The 19,485-nt window shown below is 69.0% G+C and carries 19 protein-coding genes; 8 read left to right on the top strand and 11 right to left on the bottom strand.

The window, feature by feature from the left end:
• Nucleotides 1-46 precede the first annotated feature (46 nt).
• Nucleotides 47-850: an SAM-dependent methyltransferase gene (locus LX88_RS28435; protein WP_258950831.1), complete on the bottom strand. Its 804-nt coding sequence runs from the start codon at nucleotides 848-850 to the stop codon at nucleotides 47-49.
• 74 nt (nucleotides 851-924) lie between these two features.
• The gene (locus LX88_RS28430; RefSeq protein WP_258950830.1) at nucleotides 925-1,959 is read right to left on the bottom strand and encodes an MFS transporter; all 1,035 of its coding nucleotides are present in this window, start codon (nucleotides 1,957-1,959) and stop codon (nucleotides 925-927) included.
• 57 nt (nucleotides 1,960-2,016) lie between these two features.
• On the opposite strand from LX88_RS28430, the gene LX88_RS28425 reads away from it, so the two are divergent.
• Genes LX88_RS28425 through crcB form a run of 3 tightly spaced genes read left to right on the top strand, consistent with a single transcriptional unit; the run spans nucleotide 2,017 to nucleotide 3,105 of the window.
• Nucleotides 2,017-2,460 carry a MarR family winged helix-turn-helix transcriptional regulator gene (locus tag LX88_RS28425; RefSeq protein ID WP_258950829.1) on the top strand — a complete coding sequence of 148 codons (444 nt, stop codon included), beginning with the start codon at nucleotides 2,017-2,019 and terminating at the stop codon, nucleotides 2,458-2,460.
• Nucleotides 2,441-2,770 carry a fluoride efflux transporter FluC gene (locus LX88_RS28420; protein ID WP_258950828.1) on the top strand — a complete coding sequence of 110 codons (330 nt, stop codon included), beginning with the start codon at nucleotides 2,441-2,443 and terminating at the stop codon, nucleotides 2,768-2,770. Before LX88_RS28425 ends, LX88_RS28420 begins: the two co-directional genes overlap by 20 nt.
• Nucleotides 2,767-3,105, top strand: coding sequence for a fluoride efflux transporter CrcB (crcB, locus tag LX88_RS28415; RefSeq protein ID WP_258950827.1), 339 nt, complete (start codon nucleotides 2,767-2,769; stop codon nucleotides 3,103-3,105). Before LX88_RS28420 ends, crcB begins: the two co-directional genes overlap by 4 nt.
• 57 nt (nucleotides 3,106-3,162) lie before the next feature.
• Here the strand turns inward: crcB and LX88_RS28410 are convergent, their stop codons facing one another.
• Nucleotides 3,163-5,394: a HelD family protein gene (locus tag LX88_RS28410; RefSeq protein ID WP_258950944.1), complete on the bottom strand. Its 2,232-nt coding sequence runs from the start codon at nucleotides 5,392-5,394 to the stop codon at nucleotides 3,163-3,165.
• Nucleotides 5,395-5,518: 124 nt separating this feature from the next.
• Complete coding sequence (locus LX88_RS28405) at nucleotides 5,519-5,947, bottom strand: MarR family winged helix-turn-helix transcriptional regulator (protein ID WP_258950826.1); 429 nt, start codon at nucleotides 5,945-5,947, stop codon at nucleotides 5,519-5,521.
• A 136-nt stretch (nucleotides 5,948-6,083) separates the two neighbouring features.
• Between LX88_RS28405 and LX88_RS28400 the strand changes: the two genes are divergently transcribed.
• From LX88_RS28400 to LX88_RS28390, 3 genes are all read left to right on the top strand, one after another.
• On the top strand, nucleotides 6,084-6,686 hold the full coding sequence (locus tag LX88_RS28400; protein WP_258950825.1) for a hypothetical protein: 603 nt from the start codon (nucleotides 6,084-6,086) through the stop codon (nucleotides 6,684-6,686).
• Nucleotide 6,687: 1 nt separating this feature from the next.
• Nucleotides 6,688-6,906, top strand: a complete 219-nt coding sequence (locus LX88_RS28395) for a DUF6343 family protein (RefSeq protein WP_258950824.1) — start codon at nucleotides 6,688-6,690, stop codon at nucleotides 6,904-6,906.
• A 95-nt stretch (nucleotides 6,907-7,001) separates the two neighbouring features.
• A complete protein-coding gene (locus LX88_RS28390) occupies nucleotides 7,002-7,628 on the top strand; it encodes a TetR/AcrR family transcriptional regulator (protein WP_258950823.1) in 627 nt (208 codons plus the stop codon).
• Here the strand turns inward: LX88_RS28390 and LX88_RS28385 are convergent.
• Genes LX88_RS28385 through LX88_RS28375 form a run of 3 tightly spaced genes read right to left on the bottom strand, consistent with a single transcriptional unit; the run spans nucleotide 7,616 to nucleotide 10,586 of the window.
• Nucleotides 7,616-8,956: a dihydrolipoyl dehydrogenase family protein gene (locus tag LX88_RS28385; RefSeq protein WP_258950822.1), complete on the bottom strand. Its 1,341-nt coding sequence runs from the start codon at nucleotides 8,954-8,956 to the stop codon at nucleotides 7,616-7,618. The genes LX88_RS28390 and LX88_RS28385 overlap by 13 nt on opposite strands.
• Before the next feature lie 21 nt (nucleotides 8,957-8,977).
• Nucleotides 8,978-9,337, bottom strand: coding sequence for a VOC family protein (locus LX88_RS28380; RefSeq protein ID WP_258950821.1), 360 nt, complete (start codon nucleotides 9,335-9,337; stop codon nucleotides 8,978-8,980).
• 13 nt (nucleotides 9,338-9,350) lie between these two features.
• Nucleotides 9,351-10,586 carry a hypothetical protein gene (locus LX88_RS28375; RefSeq protein WP_258950820.1) on the bottom strand — a complete coding sequence of 412 codons (1,236 nt, stop codon included), beginning with the start codon at nucleotides 10,584-10,586 and terminating at the stop codon, nucleotides 9,351-9,353.
• 143 nt (nucleotides 10,587-10,729) lie between these two features.
• Between LX88_RS28375 and LX88_RS28370 the strand changes: the two genes are divergently transcribed.
• Nucleotides 10,730-12,070 (top strand): S8 family serine peptidase, encoded by a 1,341-nt coding sequence (locus LX88_RS28370; protein ID WP_258950819.1) that lies wholly within the window; start codon nucleotides 10,730-10,732, stop codon nucleotides 12,068-12,070.
• A 202-nt stretch (nucleotides 12,071-12,272) separates the two neighbouring features.
• Nucleotides 12,273-12,776, top strand: coding sequence for a DUF3145 domain-containing protein (locus LX88_RS28365; RefSeq protein WP_030474501.1), 504 nt, complete (start codon nucleotides 12,273-12,275; stop codon nucleotides 12,774-12,776).
• An 18-nt stretch (nucleotides 12,777-12,794) separates the two neighbouring features.
• Here the strand turns inward: LX88_RS28365 and LX88_RS28360 are convergent, their stop codons facing one another.
• The 4 genes from LX88_RS28360 to lanKC form a co-directional block, all read right to left on the bottom strand.
• Nucleotides 12,795-14,513, bottom strand: coding sequence for an ABC transporter ATP-binding protein (locus LX88_RS28360; protein ID WP_258950818.1), 1,719 nt, complete (start codon nucleotides 14,511-14,513; stop codon nucleotides 12,795-12,797).
• Nucleotides 14,513-16,129 carry an ABC transporter ATP-binding protein gene (locus LX88_RS28355; RefSeq protein WP_258950817.1) on the bottom strand — a complete coding sequence of 539 codons (1,617 nt, stop codon included), beginning with the start codon at nucleotides 16,127-16,129 and terminating at the stop codon, nucleotides 14,513-14,515. Before LX88_RS28355 ends, LX88_RS28360 begins: the two co-directional genes overlap by 1 nt.
• Before the next feature lie 142 nt (nucleotides 16,130-16,271).
• On the bottom strand, nucleotides 16,272-16,436 hold the full coding sequence (locus LX88_RS28350) for a SapB/AmfS family lanthipeptide (protein ID WP_090058697.1): 165 nt from the start codon (nucleotides 16,434-16,436) through the stop codon (nucleotides 16,272-16,274).
• 28 nt (nucleotides 16,437-16,464) lie between these two features.
• Nucleotides 16,465-19,029: a class III lanthionine synthetase LanKC gene (gene lanKC / locus LX88_RS28345; RefSeq protein ID WP_258950816.1), complete on the bottom strand. Its 2,565-nt coding sequence runs from the start codon at nucleotides 19,027-19,029 to the stop codon at nucleotides 16,465-16,467.
• Nucleotides 19,030-19,485: the final 456 nt, after the last annotated feature.

Genomic DNA, 19,485 nt, shown 5'->3' with positions numbered 1-19,485 from the left:
CAGAGCGTACGGATTCGCCGCCGTGCGGCCAACAACGACAGGCCCGTCACACCTTGCGGCCGACGGCGGCGTAGATGCCCGCCTTGTCCGGATCGTCGGTGTTCGCGCCCTCGGGTCGCCACAACGGGGTCGGCACGATGCCGGGCTCAACCAGTTCGAAGCCGTCGAAGAGCCCCTCGATCTCGCTCTTCGTGCGCGGGTACATCGGGTTCTGGCTCTTCTTCATGACCTCGACCACGCCCGCCATCTCCTCGGGCTGCAGGTCCTGGGTGAACTGCGAGACCGCGAGGTAGCTACCGGCGGGCACGGCGTCGCGGTACGTCGCCACGATCGCGTTCGGGTCGGCCTGCGGCGGCACGAAGTGGAAAACGCCGGCCGTGAGCACGCCGATGGGCTGGGAGAAGTCGAGAAGACCGCTGTGCCGCGTCGCCTGCAGCACCGCGCCGGGCTTCGTCATGTCCTCCTGGATGACCGTCGCGTTCGGGTCGTGCTCCAGGATGAGCCGGCTGTGCGCGACCGCGACCTCCTCGAAGTCCACGTAGACGACGCGGGACTCCGGGTCGGCCTTCTGCGCGATCTCGTGCACGTTGCCGACCGTCGGGATGCCGGAACCGAGGTCGAGGAACTGGCGGATGCCGCGGTCGACCATGAACAGCACGGCCCGGCGCAGGAACGAGCGGTTCAGCCGCGCGATCGTGCGGGCGTTCGGCTGGGCCTGCAGGAACTTCTCCGCGAGAGCCCGGTCGGCCGCGAAGTTGTGCCCTCCCCCGAGCAGGTAGTCGTAAAGACGCGCGGCGCTCGGTTTGCCCGTGTCGACGCCTTCCGGAACCCAGCTCACCCGTTCAGACATGCGACCAGGCTACTGAGCCGCCGCACGCGTGCGGCAGGGGTCCGAGGACGATTGGTACAGCAGAACCGCTGCTGTCACTGAAAAGTGTGAACGCCCAGCGTCGCCACGGCGACGCCCAGCGCTGTGCCGAGCCCCCGTGCGACGTTCACGAGCCCGCTCCCGACCCCGGCCGAACCTTCCGGCAGCGCACCCATGACCCGTTTCGTGCAGGCCGGCGCGATGATGCCCAGCCCGATGCCCATGACGACGAGCTGAACCACCTGCGGCACGGGCATCATCAGCCCGATGCCGGCGATCAGCGCCCCGGTCCTGACGCCGGGCGTGCTCAGCAACGTCGCCGCGATCGCGAACCCGAGCGGCAACGCGGCGACCGTGAGTCCTATCTGTGCCAACGGTTGTTCCATGGTGAACGGCAGCACCGTCATCGGCGCGAACAACGCGGCGTAGGTGACCAGCACGCCGAGCAGCCCGGGCACCACCTTCCACGTCGGCTTTCCCTTGTCCCGCGCGGTCTTCGTGCGGGGGAGCAGGTAGTGGCCGGCGATCATGGCCACGACGCCGATCGGCACGTTGATCGCGAACACGGCCTGCCACCCGAAGTTCTCGGTGAGGTACCCGCCGAGCAACGGCCCCGCCGCCAGCCCGGCCGCCTGCGCCGCGGCCTGAACCCCGAGCGCCCGGCGCCGCTGCTCCGGCGCCACCGCCGTGATGACCAGCGCGACGCTGTTCGCCTGCAACATGGCCGCCCCCACGGCCTGAGCGACCCGCGCCGCGATGAGCGCGTCGAACCCCGGCGCGTACACGCACGCGACAGATGCCCCGGTGAACAACGCGAAGCCGTAGATGTAGACGATCTTGCGCCCGACCCGGTCCGCGATCCTGCCCATTGGGACGAGCAGCGCCACGAGCGTGATCAGGTAGCTGAGCGAGATCCACTCCGGATCGGCCTGGAAGTGAGCGCTCATCGCGGGGAACGCCAGCGTGACGATCGAGGCGTCGAGCTGCCCCATGAACGCACCGAAGCAGACCGTCGCGATGACCAGCCAAAGCGCGTACGACCGGCGTGCGACCCACGCCGGTCTGGGCGACTCCGTGACGAACCAGTTCATCGTGGTCAGATTATATCTGACACAGAGCTATTACCTCGAGTTCAGTAAGATTTCCGCATGTCAGACGAAGCCCGCACGCTCACCGACGTCGTCACTCGCCTGCGCCGGGCGTTGCGGACGAGCATCCGGGCCGACTGGCCGTGGGAATCCCTGCCGATGGCGCAGGTAGAGCTGCTGCAGACCCTGGCGGAGCGCCCGCCGATGAAGGTCGGCGACCTCGCCGCGGCGTTGCGCCTCGCTCCCAACACCGTGTCCGGGCTGGTGTCCCAACTGATCGACTCGGGCCTCGTGGTGCGCGGCGGAGACCCCAAGGACAGACGGGTAGCGCGGCTATCCGTCTCACCTCGTGGACACGAACAGCTGCTCGTCTGGCAGCGCGAACACGAGAAGCGGATCGGCGCCGCACTGGGCAAGCTGGAGTCGTCCGAACGCGAGGACGTGGTGCGCGCGCTGAAGGCCCTGGACCACCTGGTGGAGCACCTTGCCGAGCCCACGACCTGAGTCCCGGCCTCTCGCCTTCGTCTCGCTGGTGTCACTGGGCGGCGGGCTCGGGGGTGTGGCGCGCTACGGCCTGTCCGTGTTCGTGCCGGGCGCTTGGGGGCTCTTCGTCATCAACGTGCTGGGGTCGTTCCTCATCGGGGTGCTGATGGGGCTGGTGCCTCGGCCGTTGGTGCGTGCGTTCTTCGGGGTCGGGGTGCTGGGCGGGTTCACGACGTTCTCGTCGTACGCGGTGTCTTGGTCCTGGGCGCTGTTGGCCACGCCTGTTTGTGCTGTGGGGGCGGCGTTTCTCGGGTTGCGGGTGACTCGGTGACCGCGCTGGTGGTGTTCCTCGGAGCCGCTCTCGGCGCGCCGACCCGTTATCTGCTCGACCGGTTCGTGCAGTCGCGGCACTCCTCGGACTTCCCGTGGGGCACTTTGACTGTCAACGTCGTCGGGTGCCTGCTCATCGGGTTCGTCGTCGGGACGTCCTGGATGCCGTTGCTGGGTGTCGGGTTCTGCGGTGGGCTCACGACGTACTCGACGTTCAGCTACGAGACGGTGAAGCTGCTGGAAACCGAGAAGTACCGATCCGCCTTGCTGAACGTCGTCGTCAGTGTCGTGCTCGGGGTCGGCGCGGCGTCCGTCGGTCTTGCTCTGGCGCACTGACTTCGCCGCGGTGAGCCTGGGGGCGTCCTCGTCGCCACCCAGGCTTCCGCTCGATCGCTACGAAATGTCCTTCAACCGGGACAGCACGTCCGGCAGCGTTCCGGTGTGCACGACGCCGAGCCGTTGCGTGGCGCGGGTCAGCGCGACGTACAGGTCCGACGCGCCACGCGGCGACTCCGCGAGGATGCCGTCCGGGTCGACCACGACCACCGCGTCGAACTCCAGGCCCTTGGCGTCGGTCACGCCGAGCACCACGACCTGCGCCTCCTCCAGTTCGTTGCCCACGGACGACCCCGGCACCGCGGCGGCGATCGAGGAGCCCACCGACGGCAGCAGCGCGGCCGGCACGATCACCGCGATCTTGCCGTCGCCCACTGCGGCGACCTCGCGGGCGATCAGCTCGGGCACCTCGGACGAGAACGACGACACCGTGGAGACCCAAGGTGCCACGCCGGTTTCCCGCACCGACGTCGGCGGCACCAGGGAGACGTCCACGGAGGCGAGCACGTCCGCGGCCACCTCCATGATCTCGGCCGGCGTGCGGTAGTTGACCGATAGTTCCGTGAGGCGCCAACGGTTCTGCACGTACGGCGACAGCACGGAACCCCATGAGGTCGCACCGCCGATGTCGCCGGTCTGGGCGATGTCGCCCACGACCGTCATGGACTTGCTGGGGCAGCGGCGCATCAGCGTGCGCCACGCCATCGCCGACAGTTCTTGGGCCTCGTCCACGATGATGTGGCCGAACGTCCAGGTGCGGTCGGCCGCGGCGCGTTCCGCCGCGGTCTCGTAGCGGTCGACGCCGTGGCGCTCGGCCAGGCGGTACGCGTCCATCAGGTCCGAGGCCATCAGGATGTCGGGGTCCGCGTCGTCCTCCAGGTCGAGGATGTCGAGGACTCCCTGGGCGTACTCGGCGGCCTGGCGGCGCTGGCGTTCGGCGCGGGCCTTGGCCTCCGTGTCGTCCTCGCCGAGCAGTTCGGCGGCCTCGTCCAGCAACGGCACGTCCGCCGGAGTCCAGTCGTCGTTCGAACGCTGCAGCAGGTCGCGCTCTTCGCGGGTGAACTTCGCCATCGCGCGGGCGCGGCGCTTCGGGTTCCGGTAGAGCTCCGAGAGCAGCGAGAACGGTGTCAGCACCGGCCACAGCGACGAGATCGCCGCCTGGACCTCGTCGGACTCGCGCAGCTCGCGGCGGATGTCGTCCATGTCCGCCTTGTCGAGCAGGTGCCCGCCGAGGCGGTTGGCCACCATGCCCGACAGCGAGGAGATGATCTCGCGGGCGAACGTGCGGCGCGCCTCGTTGTGCGCGCGGCGGGTGCGGCGTGCCCTGCCCCGCGCCTCCGCGATCACGCGCCGGTCCAGGCGCAGCACGTCGTTGTCGAAGCGGATCTCGACGGACGGCGGCGCTTCCTGGCGGTCGCGCACCGCCGCGGCGATCGCGTCCGCCATCTGGAGACGGCCCTTGATCGCTGCCGCGGCAGCCGACTCACGGCCGGTCGCGGTCAGGTTCGGGTACAGCTCGCCGACCGTGGACAGCAGCACGCCCGTCTCGCCCAGCGAGGGGAGGACCTGGCTGATGTACCGCAGGAACGTCGTGTTCGGGCCGACCACGAGCACGCCGCGCTTCGCCAGCTGACGGCGGTGCGTGTACAGCAGGTACGCGGCCCGGTGCAGGGCCACCGCGGTCTTGCCGGTGCCCGGTCCGCCCTGCACGACGACGACGCCGTTGAGCTCGGACCGGATGATCTTGTCCTGCTCGGCCTGGATCGTCGCGACGATGTCGCTCATCTGGCCGGTGCGCGACTCGTTCAGCGCGGCGAGCAGCGTCGCCTCGCCGGTCAGGCTGTCCTTGGACGCGCGGCCGACCGAGTTGATGTCGAGCACCTCGTCGTCGAGGCCGATCACCTTGCGCGAGCGGGTCCGCAGGTGCCTGCGCCGCCGCACGCCGTCGGGGTTGGCGGCGGTGGCGAGGTAGAACGGCCTGGCGGCGGGCGCCCGCCAGTCCATCAGCAGCGGCTCGTATTCCTTGTCCTCGTCGAACAGACCGATTCGGCCGATGTAGAAGCGGTCTTCGTTGTGGAAATCGAGCCGGCCGAACGCGAGGCCGTTCTCGACCGCGCTGTACTGGGCCAATTGATCTGTGTACATCGCGACGGACGTGTCGCGCTCGGACCGCATCTGGTGCGTGCCGCCGGTTTGTCGCAACGATTGTGCGAGTCGTTTCGACGTCTGTTCACGGAGGTCGTCGAGCCGGCCGTACAACATGGCCACGTATTCCTGCTCCGGCTCCATTTCGGCGAGCCGGAGGTCATCGGAGGGGCTTGACAACTTGCCTCATTTCTCGATATCATGCGGCGTCGGCTTTTATTCCGATTCGCACTGTCCTGCCCGCGCTGGGTCGCTGAGCGCAGACTGTCTAATCTACACGCATATCGGCGTGGTGCAGGTACGCCTTACGCAGCAGTGTGGCCAACGTATCGCGCTCGTGCGGGGTCAACGGCGCCAGCAGCTCTTCCTCATGGGCCCGAGCCGTCTCCAGTCGCTCGCGCAGCGCCCGTCTGCCCCCGTCGGTGATCGACACGGTGAACCGGCGCCGGTCCCTCTCATCGCGTCTGCGCTGCGCGAACCCGAGCTCTTCCAGCTCGTCGAGCACCGAGACGAGGTCGCTCGGGTCCATCCGCACGCGGTCGCTGATCCGCTTCTGCGCCACGGCCTCCTGCTCGGACAGGTAGGCGAGCACCGTCAGGTGGGGCCCGCGCAGACCGGCGCGCCCGATCCGGCGAGCTTCGCGCACCAGCCCGAGCATCAGGTAGCTGGGAAGACGCAGAAGCTGATCAATGCTCATGTCCCTCAGTCTAGAAAAGATCTGTCCCCCGATCGTGGATTGCGCTGCGTGATGAACGCGCTCGGACGAGGGCCGACAGGGTGAGCGATGGGGTGACGTTTCTCCGCAAACCACCTGGGAGCGGCAAGGTGGGGGTATGACGCGTGCGGAGATCGTCCGGCTCGCCCAGTGCGTGGTGCGCCGGCCCCGGTGGCAACTCGTCCTGGCCGCGCTGCTGTCCGCGTGGACCCTGGCCTGGGTGCTCGGTCAGCTCGCCGCCGATCCCCCCAGTCCGCTCGGTCTGCTGGCCTGGACCGGCATCCCCCTCGATTCGGCATCCCTATGGGCTCAGGAACGCGCCGGCGTCCTCGTCTGGCTCGCCACGCTGGGCGGCCTGAGCTGGGCGGCCACCACCGAACGGGGTCAGCTGCCCGCTCTCGCCGGGTGGTTCGCGGTGCTGGTCGCGGGAGAAGCGGCAGGCTACGAGGCCGCGGTGCAACGGGCGATCCTCAGCCTGGGCCTGTTCCTGGTCGTCCTCGCGGCCGTGTCGATCACCGGGAGGCGCGCGTTCGTCGTCGACCGCGTCGCCGTCATGCCCAAGGACGTCGTGCGGGCGGGCATCACCGCCGCCGTGCTGACCGCCGTGGTCCCGCTGATCGCCCCTGGCCTGGCCCTGACGCGCCTGGTTCGCCCCTACGTGACGAAACCGCCGCGGCGGCTCAGGCCGGTTGAGACCCGGTTGCTGCGGGAAACCGGATGAGGTGAGCGACTACCTGCCACCCCCCGCGCCTCCGCGCAGTGCGTTGACCCTGCGGTTGTGGCTGGCCGGATTCGGCCTGGTCTTCAACTCGGTGGCCGGGTGGCTGGCGATGCGAGCCGACTTCGTTTGGCTCGGCGTGGTGCTTTTGCTACTCGCCGTCGTGTGCCTCGTCGACTTCGGCTGGGTGGTTCATCGCAAACGTCGCGGAGACCTGGGCTGAAACCTGTCGAGAACCTGTGCTTGGGCTCGAGCGCTGTTATGGATAAAGATGTCGGCGTGCATGAAGATCCGGCAAAAGGCAGGTTAGCCAGGGTGATGCGTCGGCAGCCTGTGCAACAGCGCGGCGCGGCAACCGTTTCCGCGATCCTGGACGCTTGCGCGGGCCTGCTGAACGAATACGACTACGACGACATCACCACGGCTCGCATCGTCGATGTGGCCGGAGTGCCCATTGGTTCCTTCTATCAGTACTTCCCCGACAAAAGATCCGTTGTGCACACCCTGGCGCTTCGCGGTATGGAGACCTATCTCCGCGAGGTGGAGGAGTTGTTCACCGCGGGCCTGATCGCGGACACGTGGCGCGAGGCCATGACGCAGGTCGTCGCGGTGTACATGCGGATGCTGCACGAGGTGCCTGGTTTCGGGCGGGTGCGGTTCAGCGACATGCTGGACAGCCACCGCCTCGACTCCAGCGTCGACCAGTACGAACTGATGGCCGAACGGCTGGCGGAGATGTTCGTCGACCGGTTCGGCGCCCACGGCGACGCCCCGGTGATGCTGACGTTCCGGATCGCCGTGCAGACCGCGGACGCGCTGTTCAAGCTCGCCGAACGAGTCGGCGAGGACGACCGCGCGTACGTGGTCGGCACGGCGAACGAGCTGCTCACCGGCATGCTCGGGGCCGTGCTGGAACGGCCTCAGGACCCGGTTCAGAGGCCGTAGGACTCGAGCAGCCGCAGCCAGACCTCGCTGATCGTCGGGTACGAGGGCACCGCGTGCCACAACCGGTCCACGGTGACCTCTCCGACGATCGCGACGGTGGCCGAGTGCAGCAGCTCGGCGACGTCCTGACCGACGAACGTGACGCCGACCAGCGTCCGCGTGCGCTCGTCCACGACCATCCGCGTCTTGCCCTTGTACCCGTCCGCGTGCAGCGACGACCCGGCGACCGCGATGTCCAGGTCGACGACCCTGACGTCACGCCCCGCCGCCCGTGCCTCGGCCGCGGTGTGCCCGACGAACGCCACCTCGGGGTCGGTGAACACGACCTGCGGCACCGCCACGTGGTCCGCCCACGCCTGCCCGGCCGACCACTGCTTCGGCTCGAACCCGCGGGACCGCTCCAGGATCGCCGTGCCAGCCGCCCTGGCCTGGTACTTGCCCTGGTGCGTCAGCAGCGCCCGGCCGGTGACGTCACCGGCGGCGTACAGCCAGCGTCCGTCCACACCGGACACCAGGCAGGAGTCGTCGATGGTCAGCGGCTTGCCGTCCTTGGTGGCGGGCACCCGCCCCGTGGCGACGAGGATCTCCGAGCCCCGCACGACCCGGCCGTCCTGCAACGTCAGCTCACCCGGCTTGATCGACGAGGCGCGCCCGCCCAGCAGCACCTCGACGCCGTCCTCCTGCAGGCCCTCCACGACCAGCGGGCCGACGAACTCCTCGAACTTCGGCAGCGGCCGGTCACCCGACACCACCAGCTTCACCTGCGACCCCAGCCGGGCCCACGCCTGCGCCATCTCGACACCGACGACGCCACCGCCGAGCACGACGAGCGACTCCGGCACCTCCCGCGCCGACGTGGCTTCGCGCGAGGTCCACACGGGAGTGTCGGCGAGGCCTTCCAGCGGCGGCATCTTCGGCACGCTGCCGGTGCACACCACGACGGCCTGACGGGCGCGGTGGACCTCGCCGCCCACGGTGACCTCGCGCTCGCCGGTGACCTCACCGTCGCCGCGGATGACGTGGATGTTCTCCGACTCGGCCCACTTGACCTGGCCCGCGTCGTCCCAGTTGGACGTGAAGCCGGTGCGCCGCGCGAGCACCTCCTTCGCGTCCAGCGAACCCGCGTTCACGCCCTGCACGCGCCGGGCGGCCGCGAGCGCGTGACCGGGTCGCAGCAACGCCTTGGAAGGCATGCACGCCCAGTACGAGCACTCGCCGCCGACCAGCTCCTTCTCGATCATGGCGGTGGACAGGCCACCCGCGGCCGTCCGCCAGGCCACGTTCTCACCTACGGGGCCACCACCGATGACGATGACGTCGAAGTCCATGGCCGCAAGAGTAGGCCTCGATCAAGAAAGCCACACGAGGCAGAAGGTGTGCCCGACAGGGTCCGAGTAGACCCGGAACGTGTCGTCGTTGTCCTTCTGAACCAGCTTCGCGCCGAGCTCCAAGGCCTTGGGTTCGGCCTCCTCGATGTCCTCGACCAGCACGTCGAGGTGGAACTGCTGCGAGCCGTGCGGATCGGGGAACACGGGCGGCTGGTACTCGGGGGCGAGCTGGAACGCGACCCGCGTGCCGTTCGCGACGATCACGACCCAGGTGTCGTCACCGCCGGCCAGGCGTTCGGCGCCGAGCAGCTTCTCGTAGAACGACGCGAGCTCGGAGGGGTCCGGGCAGTCAAGTACGACAGAACGAAGTTGTCCGACCATGCCCTCCACCTTGCTACCGGGTGGTGGGCAACCGCAACGCCTGCTTGGCGATCGGGTCGAGCGACGGGTCGCCCGCACCGCCGGACCACACCGCGAACGCCAGCGTCACGTGGCTGCCCTTGGTGCCGTTCGCGAACGCCGCGCTCTTCAGCGGCTTGCCGTCCAGCCCGTGCACACCGCCGGACCCAGGCAGCGCGACGACCGCGTGCAACGCCTTCGCACTCGGGGCGTCGTACAGGTCCATGTCCGCCACCAGCACCGTCACCGGCTTGTCCTTCAGCGTCGTCTCGTAGGTGGCGCGCAGCAGCACCCCGCAGTCGTTCGCGACCAGCCACGCCTTCACGTCACCGAACGCCTGCGCCTGGCACTCCTGGTCCTTCTTCATCTCCTTCGGCACGAACGTCGTGCCGTCCACGACCACCGACGTCGGCTGGGCAGAGGTCGGCGCGGGCGTCGCGTCGGCCGGCTTGTCGTCGCTGGGCAACGCCACCACGAGCCACACCACGAGGATCAGCGCGAGCAATGCGGCTCCGGCGAGGTAGGGCCAGGTCAGCTTGCCGGGCAAGCGCTTGCGGCCGATCACCTGCAGCAGCTGGGCCTTGGGGATCAGCATCGTGCTGGCGGCCGCGAGGTCGGGGGAGACGGCGTCGCTGAAACCCTCCGCGATGAACGCCTTGGCGTCCGGCGGCGAGCCGGTGTTCTGCAGGATCGCGAAGAGCTTCGCCGCGTGGTCCGCCGTGCAGGGCACCGTGGACGTCGCGAGCTCACGAGCCGCACTGAGCACAGTGGACGGTTTGGGGTGCAGCACCCGCACGCCGCGGTTGAGGTCGACCGTCGGCTGCACGACCTGGCTCACGAACGGGCCGACCGCCACGACCGTGCTGACCGGAAGCGGTTCCGCGCGCATCGCCTGGATCCGCTGCGCCACCGCGGTCGCCGCCGCCACGGCCTCCGTCGCCGGGTTCGCCGTGCCGTCCTTGGCGACGAGCGGCCAGCCGTCGATCTTCCACTGGCCACCGAGCGGTGCCTCGAGCTTCATCCCCGGGTCGGGCAGGTCGACACCGACGATCACGAGAACACCCTTGGGCAGCACGACGATCGCGTCCAGCGGTATGGGGCAGTCAGGCGGTTGGACGCCGATCAGCGCGATACCACCCAGAACCTCGGTGCCGACGCCCCACGCCGTGAGGGCGGCACGGACGTCCGCCCCAATGGCCGAGGGTTCAGCGCCCAGACGGATCAGCCGCACGAGTCCCTACCTTTCCGCACGGGGGGACACCGTAGCCGTCCGGGGTCGGCCAAACGCACTCGGTCGAGACTTTCGGTGATGGCCGTCACCCATAAGTGGATCAGTCGTTAGATGGATTGCCTGCCAATGCTCACGGAGGGTCCATGTACAAACGCGCTGCATCGCTCGCCGTACTGCTGGTGGCCGTCGCATCCCCTGTCGCGACGGCCGCTCCGGCCTCCACGGTCTACGTCCACGGAGCCGACATCGCCGCCGCGGAACAGGCGGTCGAGGCAGCCGGTCTGCAGAAGCTCACGAGCTTCCGCAGGATCGGCGTCGTAGCCGCGCGGGGCGACTCCGCGCAGATCTCCTCCGCGAGGACCAAGGCGGGTGTGACGCGCGTCGAGGTCCAGAAACCGATCAGGTTCCTCGGTTCGACCTCGCACACCGCCACCCGCGGCCTGGACGCCCGCAACAGCCTCGGGCTCACCGGCGCGGGTGTGTCGGTCGCGGTGATCGACTCGGGCGTCGACCCGACGCACCCGTCGTTCGGCGGCCGGATCGTCCGCAACCTGAAGAGCCTGTGCCTGGACGGCTCGACGCAGACGAACTGCATCGTGCCGGTGCCGAACTTCCTCGACACCGACACCACGTCGCTGGGCGGCCACGGCACGCACGTCACCGGCATCGCGATCGGCGGTGACGTGCAGACCACCGGCGGACCGGTGATCCGCGGCGCGGCGCCGGGCGCGAAGGGCGTCGTGATCTCGACCGGCGCGGCGATCCTCATCCTCGGCGCCGACGCGGCGCTGAACTGGGTGCTGGAGAACCACCGGGCCCCCTGCGGCGCCGGTGTGCCCGCCTCGACGTGCCCGCCGATCAAGGTGGTCAACAACTCCTATGGTCCGTCCGGTGGCGGGGCGTTCGACCCCGAGTCGGTCACTGTCAAGCTGCAACGACAGCTCGTGGCCGAAGGCGTCGTCGTGGTGTGGGCGAACGGCAACGACGGCGGCGACGGTTCAGCGAACCTGTCCAACCCACCCGGCGTCGACCCGACTCCCGGCGTGATCTCGGTCGCGTCCTACAACGACCAGGAGACCGGCACCCGCGACGGCGCTGTGTCGGACTTCTCATCCCGTGGTCTCGCCGCGAACTCCGCGACCTGGCCGGACATCTCGGCGCCGGGGGAGAACATCGCCTCGTCCTGCCGGCTCTACCTGCCGATCTGCGCGACCGGCCTGAAGCCGCAGAACGGGCCGGGACTGCTCGACCTCGGCACGTTCAACACGATCAGCGGCACGTCGATGGCGGCGCCGCACGTCGCCGGGATCGTCGCACAGCTGTTCCAGGCCAAGCCTTCCGCGACCCCCGCCGACATCGAGCGGGCGCTGAAGTCCACGGCCTACAAGTACGGCACCGGTTACGGGCCCGCGGGCCCCTACACCTCGTCGTTCGACAAGGGCACCGGTCTAGTGGACGTGGTGGCCGCGGTAAACGCTCTGTAGATCACGATCAGGCATCGCTCGGCCGGGGAGATCGGGACTTAAGACCTGTATCTGCCCCGGTCGGGTGATGATCGAGCTGGTTCTTATGGCGGACATGCCTCAAGTCGAGGCAGAATGCAGCGAACGGGTTTTCGCGGTGATCACCTCACACTCGGCAAAGGCGTAGGGGAAGACGTCCCTCGTCGAGTAGCGGAGGTCAGCAGTGAGCACCCGTGGCAGCACCAGTGGCGTGGTTTACGTCCACTCGTCGCCGTCTGCGGTCTGTCCGCACGTCGAGTGGGCGATCTCGGGCACCCTCGGTGTCCGGGTAGACCTCAGGTGGGCAGCGCAACCAGCGGCACCAGGCCAGTTGCGCGCCGAATGCGCATGGACCGGAGACGCCGGCACCGGCGCCAAACTCGTGGCTGCGCTGCGCGCGTGGCCCATGCTCCGGTTCGAGGTGACCGAAGAACCGTCCTCAGGTCAGGACGGCGAGCGTTTCTGCTTCGCGCCCGTTCTGGGGCTCTGGCACGCCAGAACCTCGGCCAACGGCGACATCGTCGTCAACGAGGACCAGCTGCGTTCACTCGCGGTGCGTGCTCGTGGCGGTGAGTCCTTCGCGCACGGCGTCGACGAACTGCTCGGTGCCGCGTGGGACGACGCGCTGGAACCGTTCCGTCGCGCGGGCGACGGCGCCCCGGTGACGTGGCTGCACCGCGTCGGATGAGTCCTGAGTGGACCCCGCTTACCGTTTGGGCAGCGGGGTTTCTTCTCGGTGCGTGGGATCCCAGGCCAGCATGAGCTGCCCGTAGAGCGGGGACGTCTTGAGCAGGTGCTCGTGGGTGCCGAGCAACGGCCTGCCGCCGTCCATGACCAGCACCCGGTTCGCTCGCAGAGCCGAGCTCAGCCGGTGCGCGATGACCACGAGAATTCCGTTCCGCTCCGCGAAAGCCCGTTCGACCCGGGCCTCGGCGGCGGGATCCAGATGTGAGGTCGCCTCGTCGAGGATGACGACGCCCGCGGACGTGACGTAGACCCGCGCGACTGCCAGGAGCTGCGCCTCACCAGCGGAAAGACCTTCGCCGCCGTGGCCGAGCGCCGCGTCCAGCCCACCGATGCGGTCCAGAAGTGGTTTGGCGCCAACCTTTTTCACGGCTTCGACGAGGTCCTCGTCGGTCGCCCACGGCGCGAGAAGCGTGAGATTCTCCCGCACGGTGCCGGTGAACAGGTAAGTCTCTTGCGGGATCAGTGCGATCGCGTGGTGCCGGACCGTCGGCGTCACCCGGTCGACGGGCGCCCCGCCGAAGAGGACGGAGCCGTTGTCCGGTGCCATCAGGCCGGTCAGCAGACTGGCCATTGTGGACTTGCCGATGCCGGACGGGCCGACCACGGCCAGGTGGTCACCGGGGCGCAGGTCGAGCGACAGGCCGCGCACCACGGGTTCCGCGTCCGGGCTCCAGCCGAACGTGACGTCCCGCAGCACGAACTCGCCGTTGGACGGGGTCTCGGTGCCCATGTCCCTGTCGGTGCGCGGCGCCGCTTCCTGAAGTCGTTTGAGCGCGACCATCAGCCGCATCACGACGGTGCTGGTGGTGCGGGCCAGGCCGTGCAGCGCGGGGTTGACGCTGTTGGTCAGGTAAACGACGGCCGCCAGGACCGCACCCGTCGTGAGCTGGCCGGACGCGACGAGCGGGGGAGCGAACGCGACCAGCAGGGCGATCGGTGCGAAGCCGCCCAAAGCGATCACCGTGGCGCGCAACGAGTTCGCCCACGCGACGGTGATCGTGGCCTCGGCCTGCAGGTCGATCTGCTTCGCGACGTCCCCGTACGCCTCGGCGGCCGCGTCGCAGGCGGCGACGTCACGCAGGCCGGTCAGCACCGAACCGGACGCTTCCGCGGTGTGTTCGTCCGCCATCACGGCGTCGCGTTGCCGTTTGGCGAGCGACGGGAGCATCAGTCCGAAGAGCACCAGGGCGGCCACGATCGGGAGCACGACCAGCCAGATCAGCGCGGAGGCCGTGGTGGCGACACCGATGAGCGCGGCGAGCGTCGTGACCAGAAGGGCACGGGCCTGCACCAGCACGCCCGCGGTGGCGTCGCGGACCACCTCGACGTGCCGGGTGATCATGGCGACCGCGCTGGCGTCCGGTGTGCGGCGGTGCGACGGGTCGTTCAGCACGCCGTTCACGACCCGCGCGACCAGGGCGTCTCGCATCGGTTCGACGACGGAGCCGAGCCGGGCGAACACCTGCCGCTGGCCCAGTGCCCCCACCACCGCGAGAGCGGCGAACGCGAGCAGCCACAGCACGCCGGCCAGCGGGTCTCCCGCCGCGAAGCCCTTGTCGACGGCCGTGCCGACGAACCTGCCGCCGAAGAACGCGGGAATGCCCTCGAGCAGGGACCAGCCGAGCAGGACCAGGACGCCTCTGCGATGTCCCGCCAGCGTCGAGAGGTAGAAACGCATCACTCGCCTCCGGTGAACACGGCTCGGTAGTCCGCGTTGGTCCACAGCTCCTGGTGGGTGGCGGTGCCCCGGACGCGGCCGTTTTCCAGCCACACCACGAGGTCCGCTCTCGCGGCCGTCGCCGCGCGATGCGTCACGACGACGCGGGTCCGGCCGAGCAGCGCGGTGGTGAGCGCCTTGTCCACTTTGGCCTCGGTCACCGTGTCCAGACTCGCCATGGCGTCGTCGAGCACGAGCACGTCGGGATCCCGGATGATCGCGCGGGCGAGGCCGATCCGTTGCGCCTCACCACCGGACAGAGGAGCGTCGGCGACCGGCGTCTCGTAGCCCTGCGGAAGTCGGATCAGCACGTCGTGGACCTGGGCGGCGACGGCCGCGTCCCTGACCTGGACCTCGTCCGCGTCCGTTCCGTAGCCGATCGAACGGCCGATCGTGGTGCCCAGCAACGCCGGGCGTTCGAAGGCGTACCCGACCGAGTCGTGGCCGGTCACCTCGCCCGCGTCCACAGCGGACAGTCCGCCGAGCACCGCCGCCAGCGTCGACTTGCCCGCGCCGGAGCTGCCGACGATCGCGGCGAACGTGCCGGCCGGAATCATCAGGTCCACGTCCCGCAGCGCTTCGCCGACGCTGACGCCCCGCAGTTCGATGACGCCGTTGGACCGCTGGGGAGCAGGGCGTTCCGGTGCTTCGGTGTCGAGGACCTCGACGATCCGGGAAGCGGACGCGCGGGTCCGTTCGAGGACGGTCAGCTGGGTCATCTGGCCGACGATGCCCATGCCGAGCGCCGAGTAGCCGAGGGCGGCGAGCACGTCGCCGGTGCTCAGCCTGCCTTCCATGACACCGAAACCCGCCGCGGTGAGCACCGCGATCTCGACGGCGGGCAGCAACAGGCCGGCCCGCCACATCATCTTCGCCTGGGTGCGCCACATGCCGGCGCCGGCCGCGGCGAGCCGGGGCAGCGGCTCCAGCACGCGGTCCGTCTCGCGGTCGGCGATGCCCGCGGACGCGATCGTGCGCAGACCGGACACCGAGTCGAGCAGCCGCGCGGACACCTCACCGGACACTTCCTGGTAGGTCAGCACGTCGTCGGCGGTCATGCGCATGTGGGTGCGGATCAGCAGACCCGCCAGCGGGACGCTCAGCACGAACACCGCCGCGAGCCGCCAGTCCAGCAACGCCAGCGCGACGACGGCGCCCGCCGAGGACACGGCGGTGACGACCAGCGTGATCAGCGTGACCGCTATCCCGCCCGCGTTGCCGCAGTCACCCGTCACCCTGCTCACCGCGTCACCGGCGGCGAACGGGGAGGGGTGACCGAGGTCGAGGAGTTTCCCGGAGAGCTTGCGCCGCAACCAGGCCGTGGCACGGCTCGTGGTACTCGCGGCGAGCACGATGCCGATCGCGTCCCCGACGATCTCGGTCGCCGCCAGCAGGAGCAGCCACACCACGGTGAACAGCACGAACTTGCCGCTCAGCGCCATGTCGACGGCGTCGGCGAGCGCGGCGGGGAGGAGCAGGCCGCCGGTCGTGGCGACCGCGGCGTTGAGCATCAGCAACCACGGGCGGTGGTCGCGGCGGACGACGGAGAACAGCAGGGCGTCACCGGGTTTGGCCATCGCCTGTTCCTCCGGGGGTCACGAGGGCGCATCATGAGGCAGGGCCCGACAGCTGGCCGGCTGCCGGGCCCTGCAGTCGGAGGGTGAGCGGCATACTTCGCCTATGCCGCTCACTCACCGCGGTGTTTCAGTTGAGGCGCAATCAGCAGGCGAGCAGGCTGACGGTGCTGTGCGAGCACGGCAGCAGCAGCGAAGCGTTGGACGCGGTCGTGGAGCCGCCGCCACCGCCGCCGCCGTGGCCCGACGCCATCGCGTTGCTGGGCGCCTCGGGGGTCTCGAGGTCCTGCATGTCGAGGATGAAGCCCATGACTGTCTCCTAGTTTCGAGGGATCTTGCTACCGGTCCGAGAGGACCGGGGCCTGGGCCCTTCCGAGGAAGGGGAGTGGTGGACGTTCGTCCACAGTGGAGGCGATGGCGAGCAGCACGCCCGCGCCGCCGGTGTTGAGGTCCATGGAGAGCCGGCGCAGCTGCACACCGGGGAAGGCGAGCCCTCCGCCGTAGCGCACCGCGTGCCAGCCGAGTGCCTTGAGGTGCTGCCGCACGGAGCGTTCGAGACGCTCGTCCGGCCGGTGCCTGGCCGCGTGCGCCAGCGTCGCCATCAGTCCCGCCCTGCCCAGCGTGAACGCGGGCTGGATGACGAACTCGCCGGTGCAGCCGCCGAGCAGCTCGGGAAGCTTCGCCACGCAGGGACGTTCCGGCGCGACCTTCGCGAATTCCGTGAGCACCAACGCGATTCCCGCGCCGCCGATGCCGACGTACGGCAGGCTTCGGAACGTGCCGTCGCGGACCTGCAGCGATCCGTCCAGCGCGACCATCGTCTCGGCCAGGTCGCGCTCGAGCGCCTGTTCGGACAGGTCGAGCCAGCGCGGCTGCGCGGTGTGCTCGAACATGCGCAGGAAGAACAACGCGGGACCCGACCAGCCGTGCAGCAGCCCGGCCTTCGCCTTGTCGCCGGGCGGCGGCGCCTGCTCCAGCTGCTTCGCGAGCCGTTCTGCCAGTTCCTCGGCCTGTGCGACGAAGTTCTGGTCGTCACGCGAGTCCGCGAAGTGCAGCAGGTTGAGGCCGATGCCGGACAGGCCGGCGCTGAGCCCGTGGTCCTGCGTGGTGCGGACGAGCGGGACGTAGCTCTCGACGAGCTCGGTGGCGACGTCGTGGTGACCGAAGTTCTCGAGCACGTGCGCGATGCCGTGCGCGCCGACGTAGAAGCCGGGTTGCTTCGGCGGGTCGGTGCGAACCGACCTGATCAGCCAGTCCTCGTGTTCGGGATAACGGCCCTCGCCGCTCTCCGCGAGTGCGTGCAGCACGCCCGCGGCGCCGTGGCCGAAGCCCGCGCCCCCGGTCTCGAACTGCTCGATGTCGCCGGGGAACAGGCGGTCCTTCCGGTGCGGGGTCGCGCTGTGCGAGATCGCCGTGGCGATCTCCTTGCGCACGACCGTCCAGTCCGGGTTCTCGTCGTCGAACGCGGTGAACGCGGGATCGGCCGGCGGGTCGACGCGCGGCGTGAGCACGTCGAGGATCTGCCGCTGGTAGTCCTCGCTCAGCCCGAACCGTTCCGCGACGACGTGCACGTGCTGGCGCAGCTTGGCCGGCGCGAGCTCCAGCACCGCGTTGAGCGGCAGGAAGATCCACAGCTTGAGCGCGGCCAGCGGGTAGGCGTCGATGTCGAAGCCCTCGCGGTCCTTCGGCGCCTGGAACCCCGGCGCGCCGAGCGTCGGGCGGTGCACGTCCTCGATCGTCGACGACAGCTCGAAGTCGATGAGCGAGACCTCGTCGTCCTCGCCGACCAGGATGTTCATCGTGTGCAGGTCGCCGAACACGACACCGCGTTCGTGCACCCGCGCCACCAGGTCCTCGACCTTGGCGATGAGCGCTTCGGCCCTGACGCGGTAGTTCTCGAGGAGCTCGCCGGTGGTGTCCCTGTGCGTCAACGGGTAGTTGTGGCCGAGCCACTGCCCGAGCGAACGCCCCGGCATGAACTCCATGGCCACGAACAGGTGCTCCCACTCCGTGAAGCGGTCGTACACCGCGGGAACGCCGTCGACACCGTGCAGCTTCGTGAGGATCTGGTGCTCGAGCTCCAGCCGCGCCACGGCGTCACGACCCTCGCGGTCGAGCCCGGCGTGCGGCCGCGCCTCCTTGAGCACGACCTCCTTGCCGTCGCTCTTGCGCGTCGCGAGGTAGACACCGCCACCGTTGGAGAAGTGCAGTGAACTCTTGATCTGGTACGGGAACTTGTCCGCGTCGCCGGCGTTGCGCTCGTCCAGGTGCGGCTTCAGGAAGGCCGGCAGCTCGATCCACTCGGGCAGGCTGAACACCGGCTTGCGCTTGTCCGCGACGAGCTCGCCGTCCGGCCCCGCGATCGCGAGCACCTGCTGCCCGTCGATCTCGAGCCACTGCTCGGCGAACCCGCCGTACCGCACGTACAGCGGCCCCTTGCCGAAGCGCAGGTCGCTCAGGATGTAGGCCCCGTGCTCGCCGTCGAGCACCTGCGCCAGCTCGGTGCAGATGGTCTCGAGCTGCTCGGCGTCCTTCGGGTAGATCGTGATCAGCTTGCCGCTGCCGTCACGGGGCGCGTACTTCGAGTTCCTGGCCAGGACGATCGAGATCGTCTGCAGGTACTTGAAGGGAATTCGCCGTTCGACGCAGTAGTCGAAAGTGGCTTTGAGAACCGCGCCGGCGTTGTCGAGGCCGGCGGAGACGTGGATCTTCCATCCCTGGTTGGGGAGCTGTGCCCCAGCCGGGTGGTGGTGCCGCCAAACGTTGCGCTCCACTGTCGTCCAGTCGGGCGGCAACGCGGGGAGTTCGGTCGAAAAGTCATCGTTGGGAGTGCTTTCGGTGCTGCTCTGCAGATCGTAGAACTGCCGATCGGCGAAGCAGTACGCCTCGTATCTGAGGTCCACCGAATTCCCCTCCCTGACTCGTTTTCGTTTTCTTTGATGCCGCATATTCCCGCACAATCCCGCAGCTATGGGGAATCCGCCGTTCGAGTCATATGGGTCGCCCGTTCGTGTCCGAAAGACCATTGGTTACCGGTGCGTATGTGACTAGCGGTGATGAGGTTTGGGTCCATCTCACCCGGTTGAGATGTTTGCTCGGATGTGCCTGGACGGGGATGTGCTGCGGTTCCGCTAAACGGCACTGCTGCGTTCCCGATCTCGGGCGCCTCTGAGCTGCGGTATTCCAGGCGGAGACCGACGTATAGTTAGTGGGGTACAAACGTCGTGTACGCGCTGTGTTGGTTGCTCTTTACGAGTGAAGCCTTAATTGGCTGCTATTGCGTGTTTGGTACCGCCGAATGGCGGTATGGGCTCCGCCATTAGTACTCATTCATAGGATTAGATTGGGTCTCGCCTTTT

The sequence above is a fragment of the Lentzea californiensis genome, from assembly GCF_024648825.1.
Taxonomy (GTDB): Bacteria; Actinomycetota; Actinomycetes; order Mycobacteriales; family Pseudonocardiaceae; genus Lentzea; species Lentzea californiensis.
This window is presented reverse-complemented; position numbering and strand designations above follow the sequence as displayed.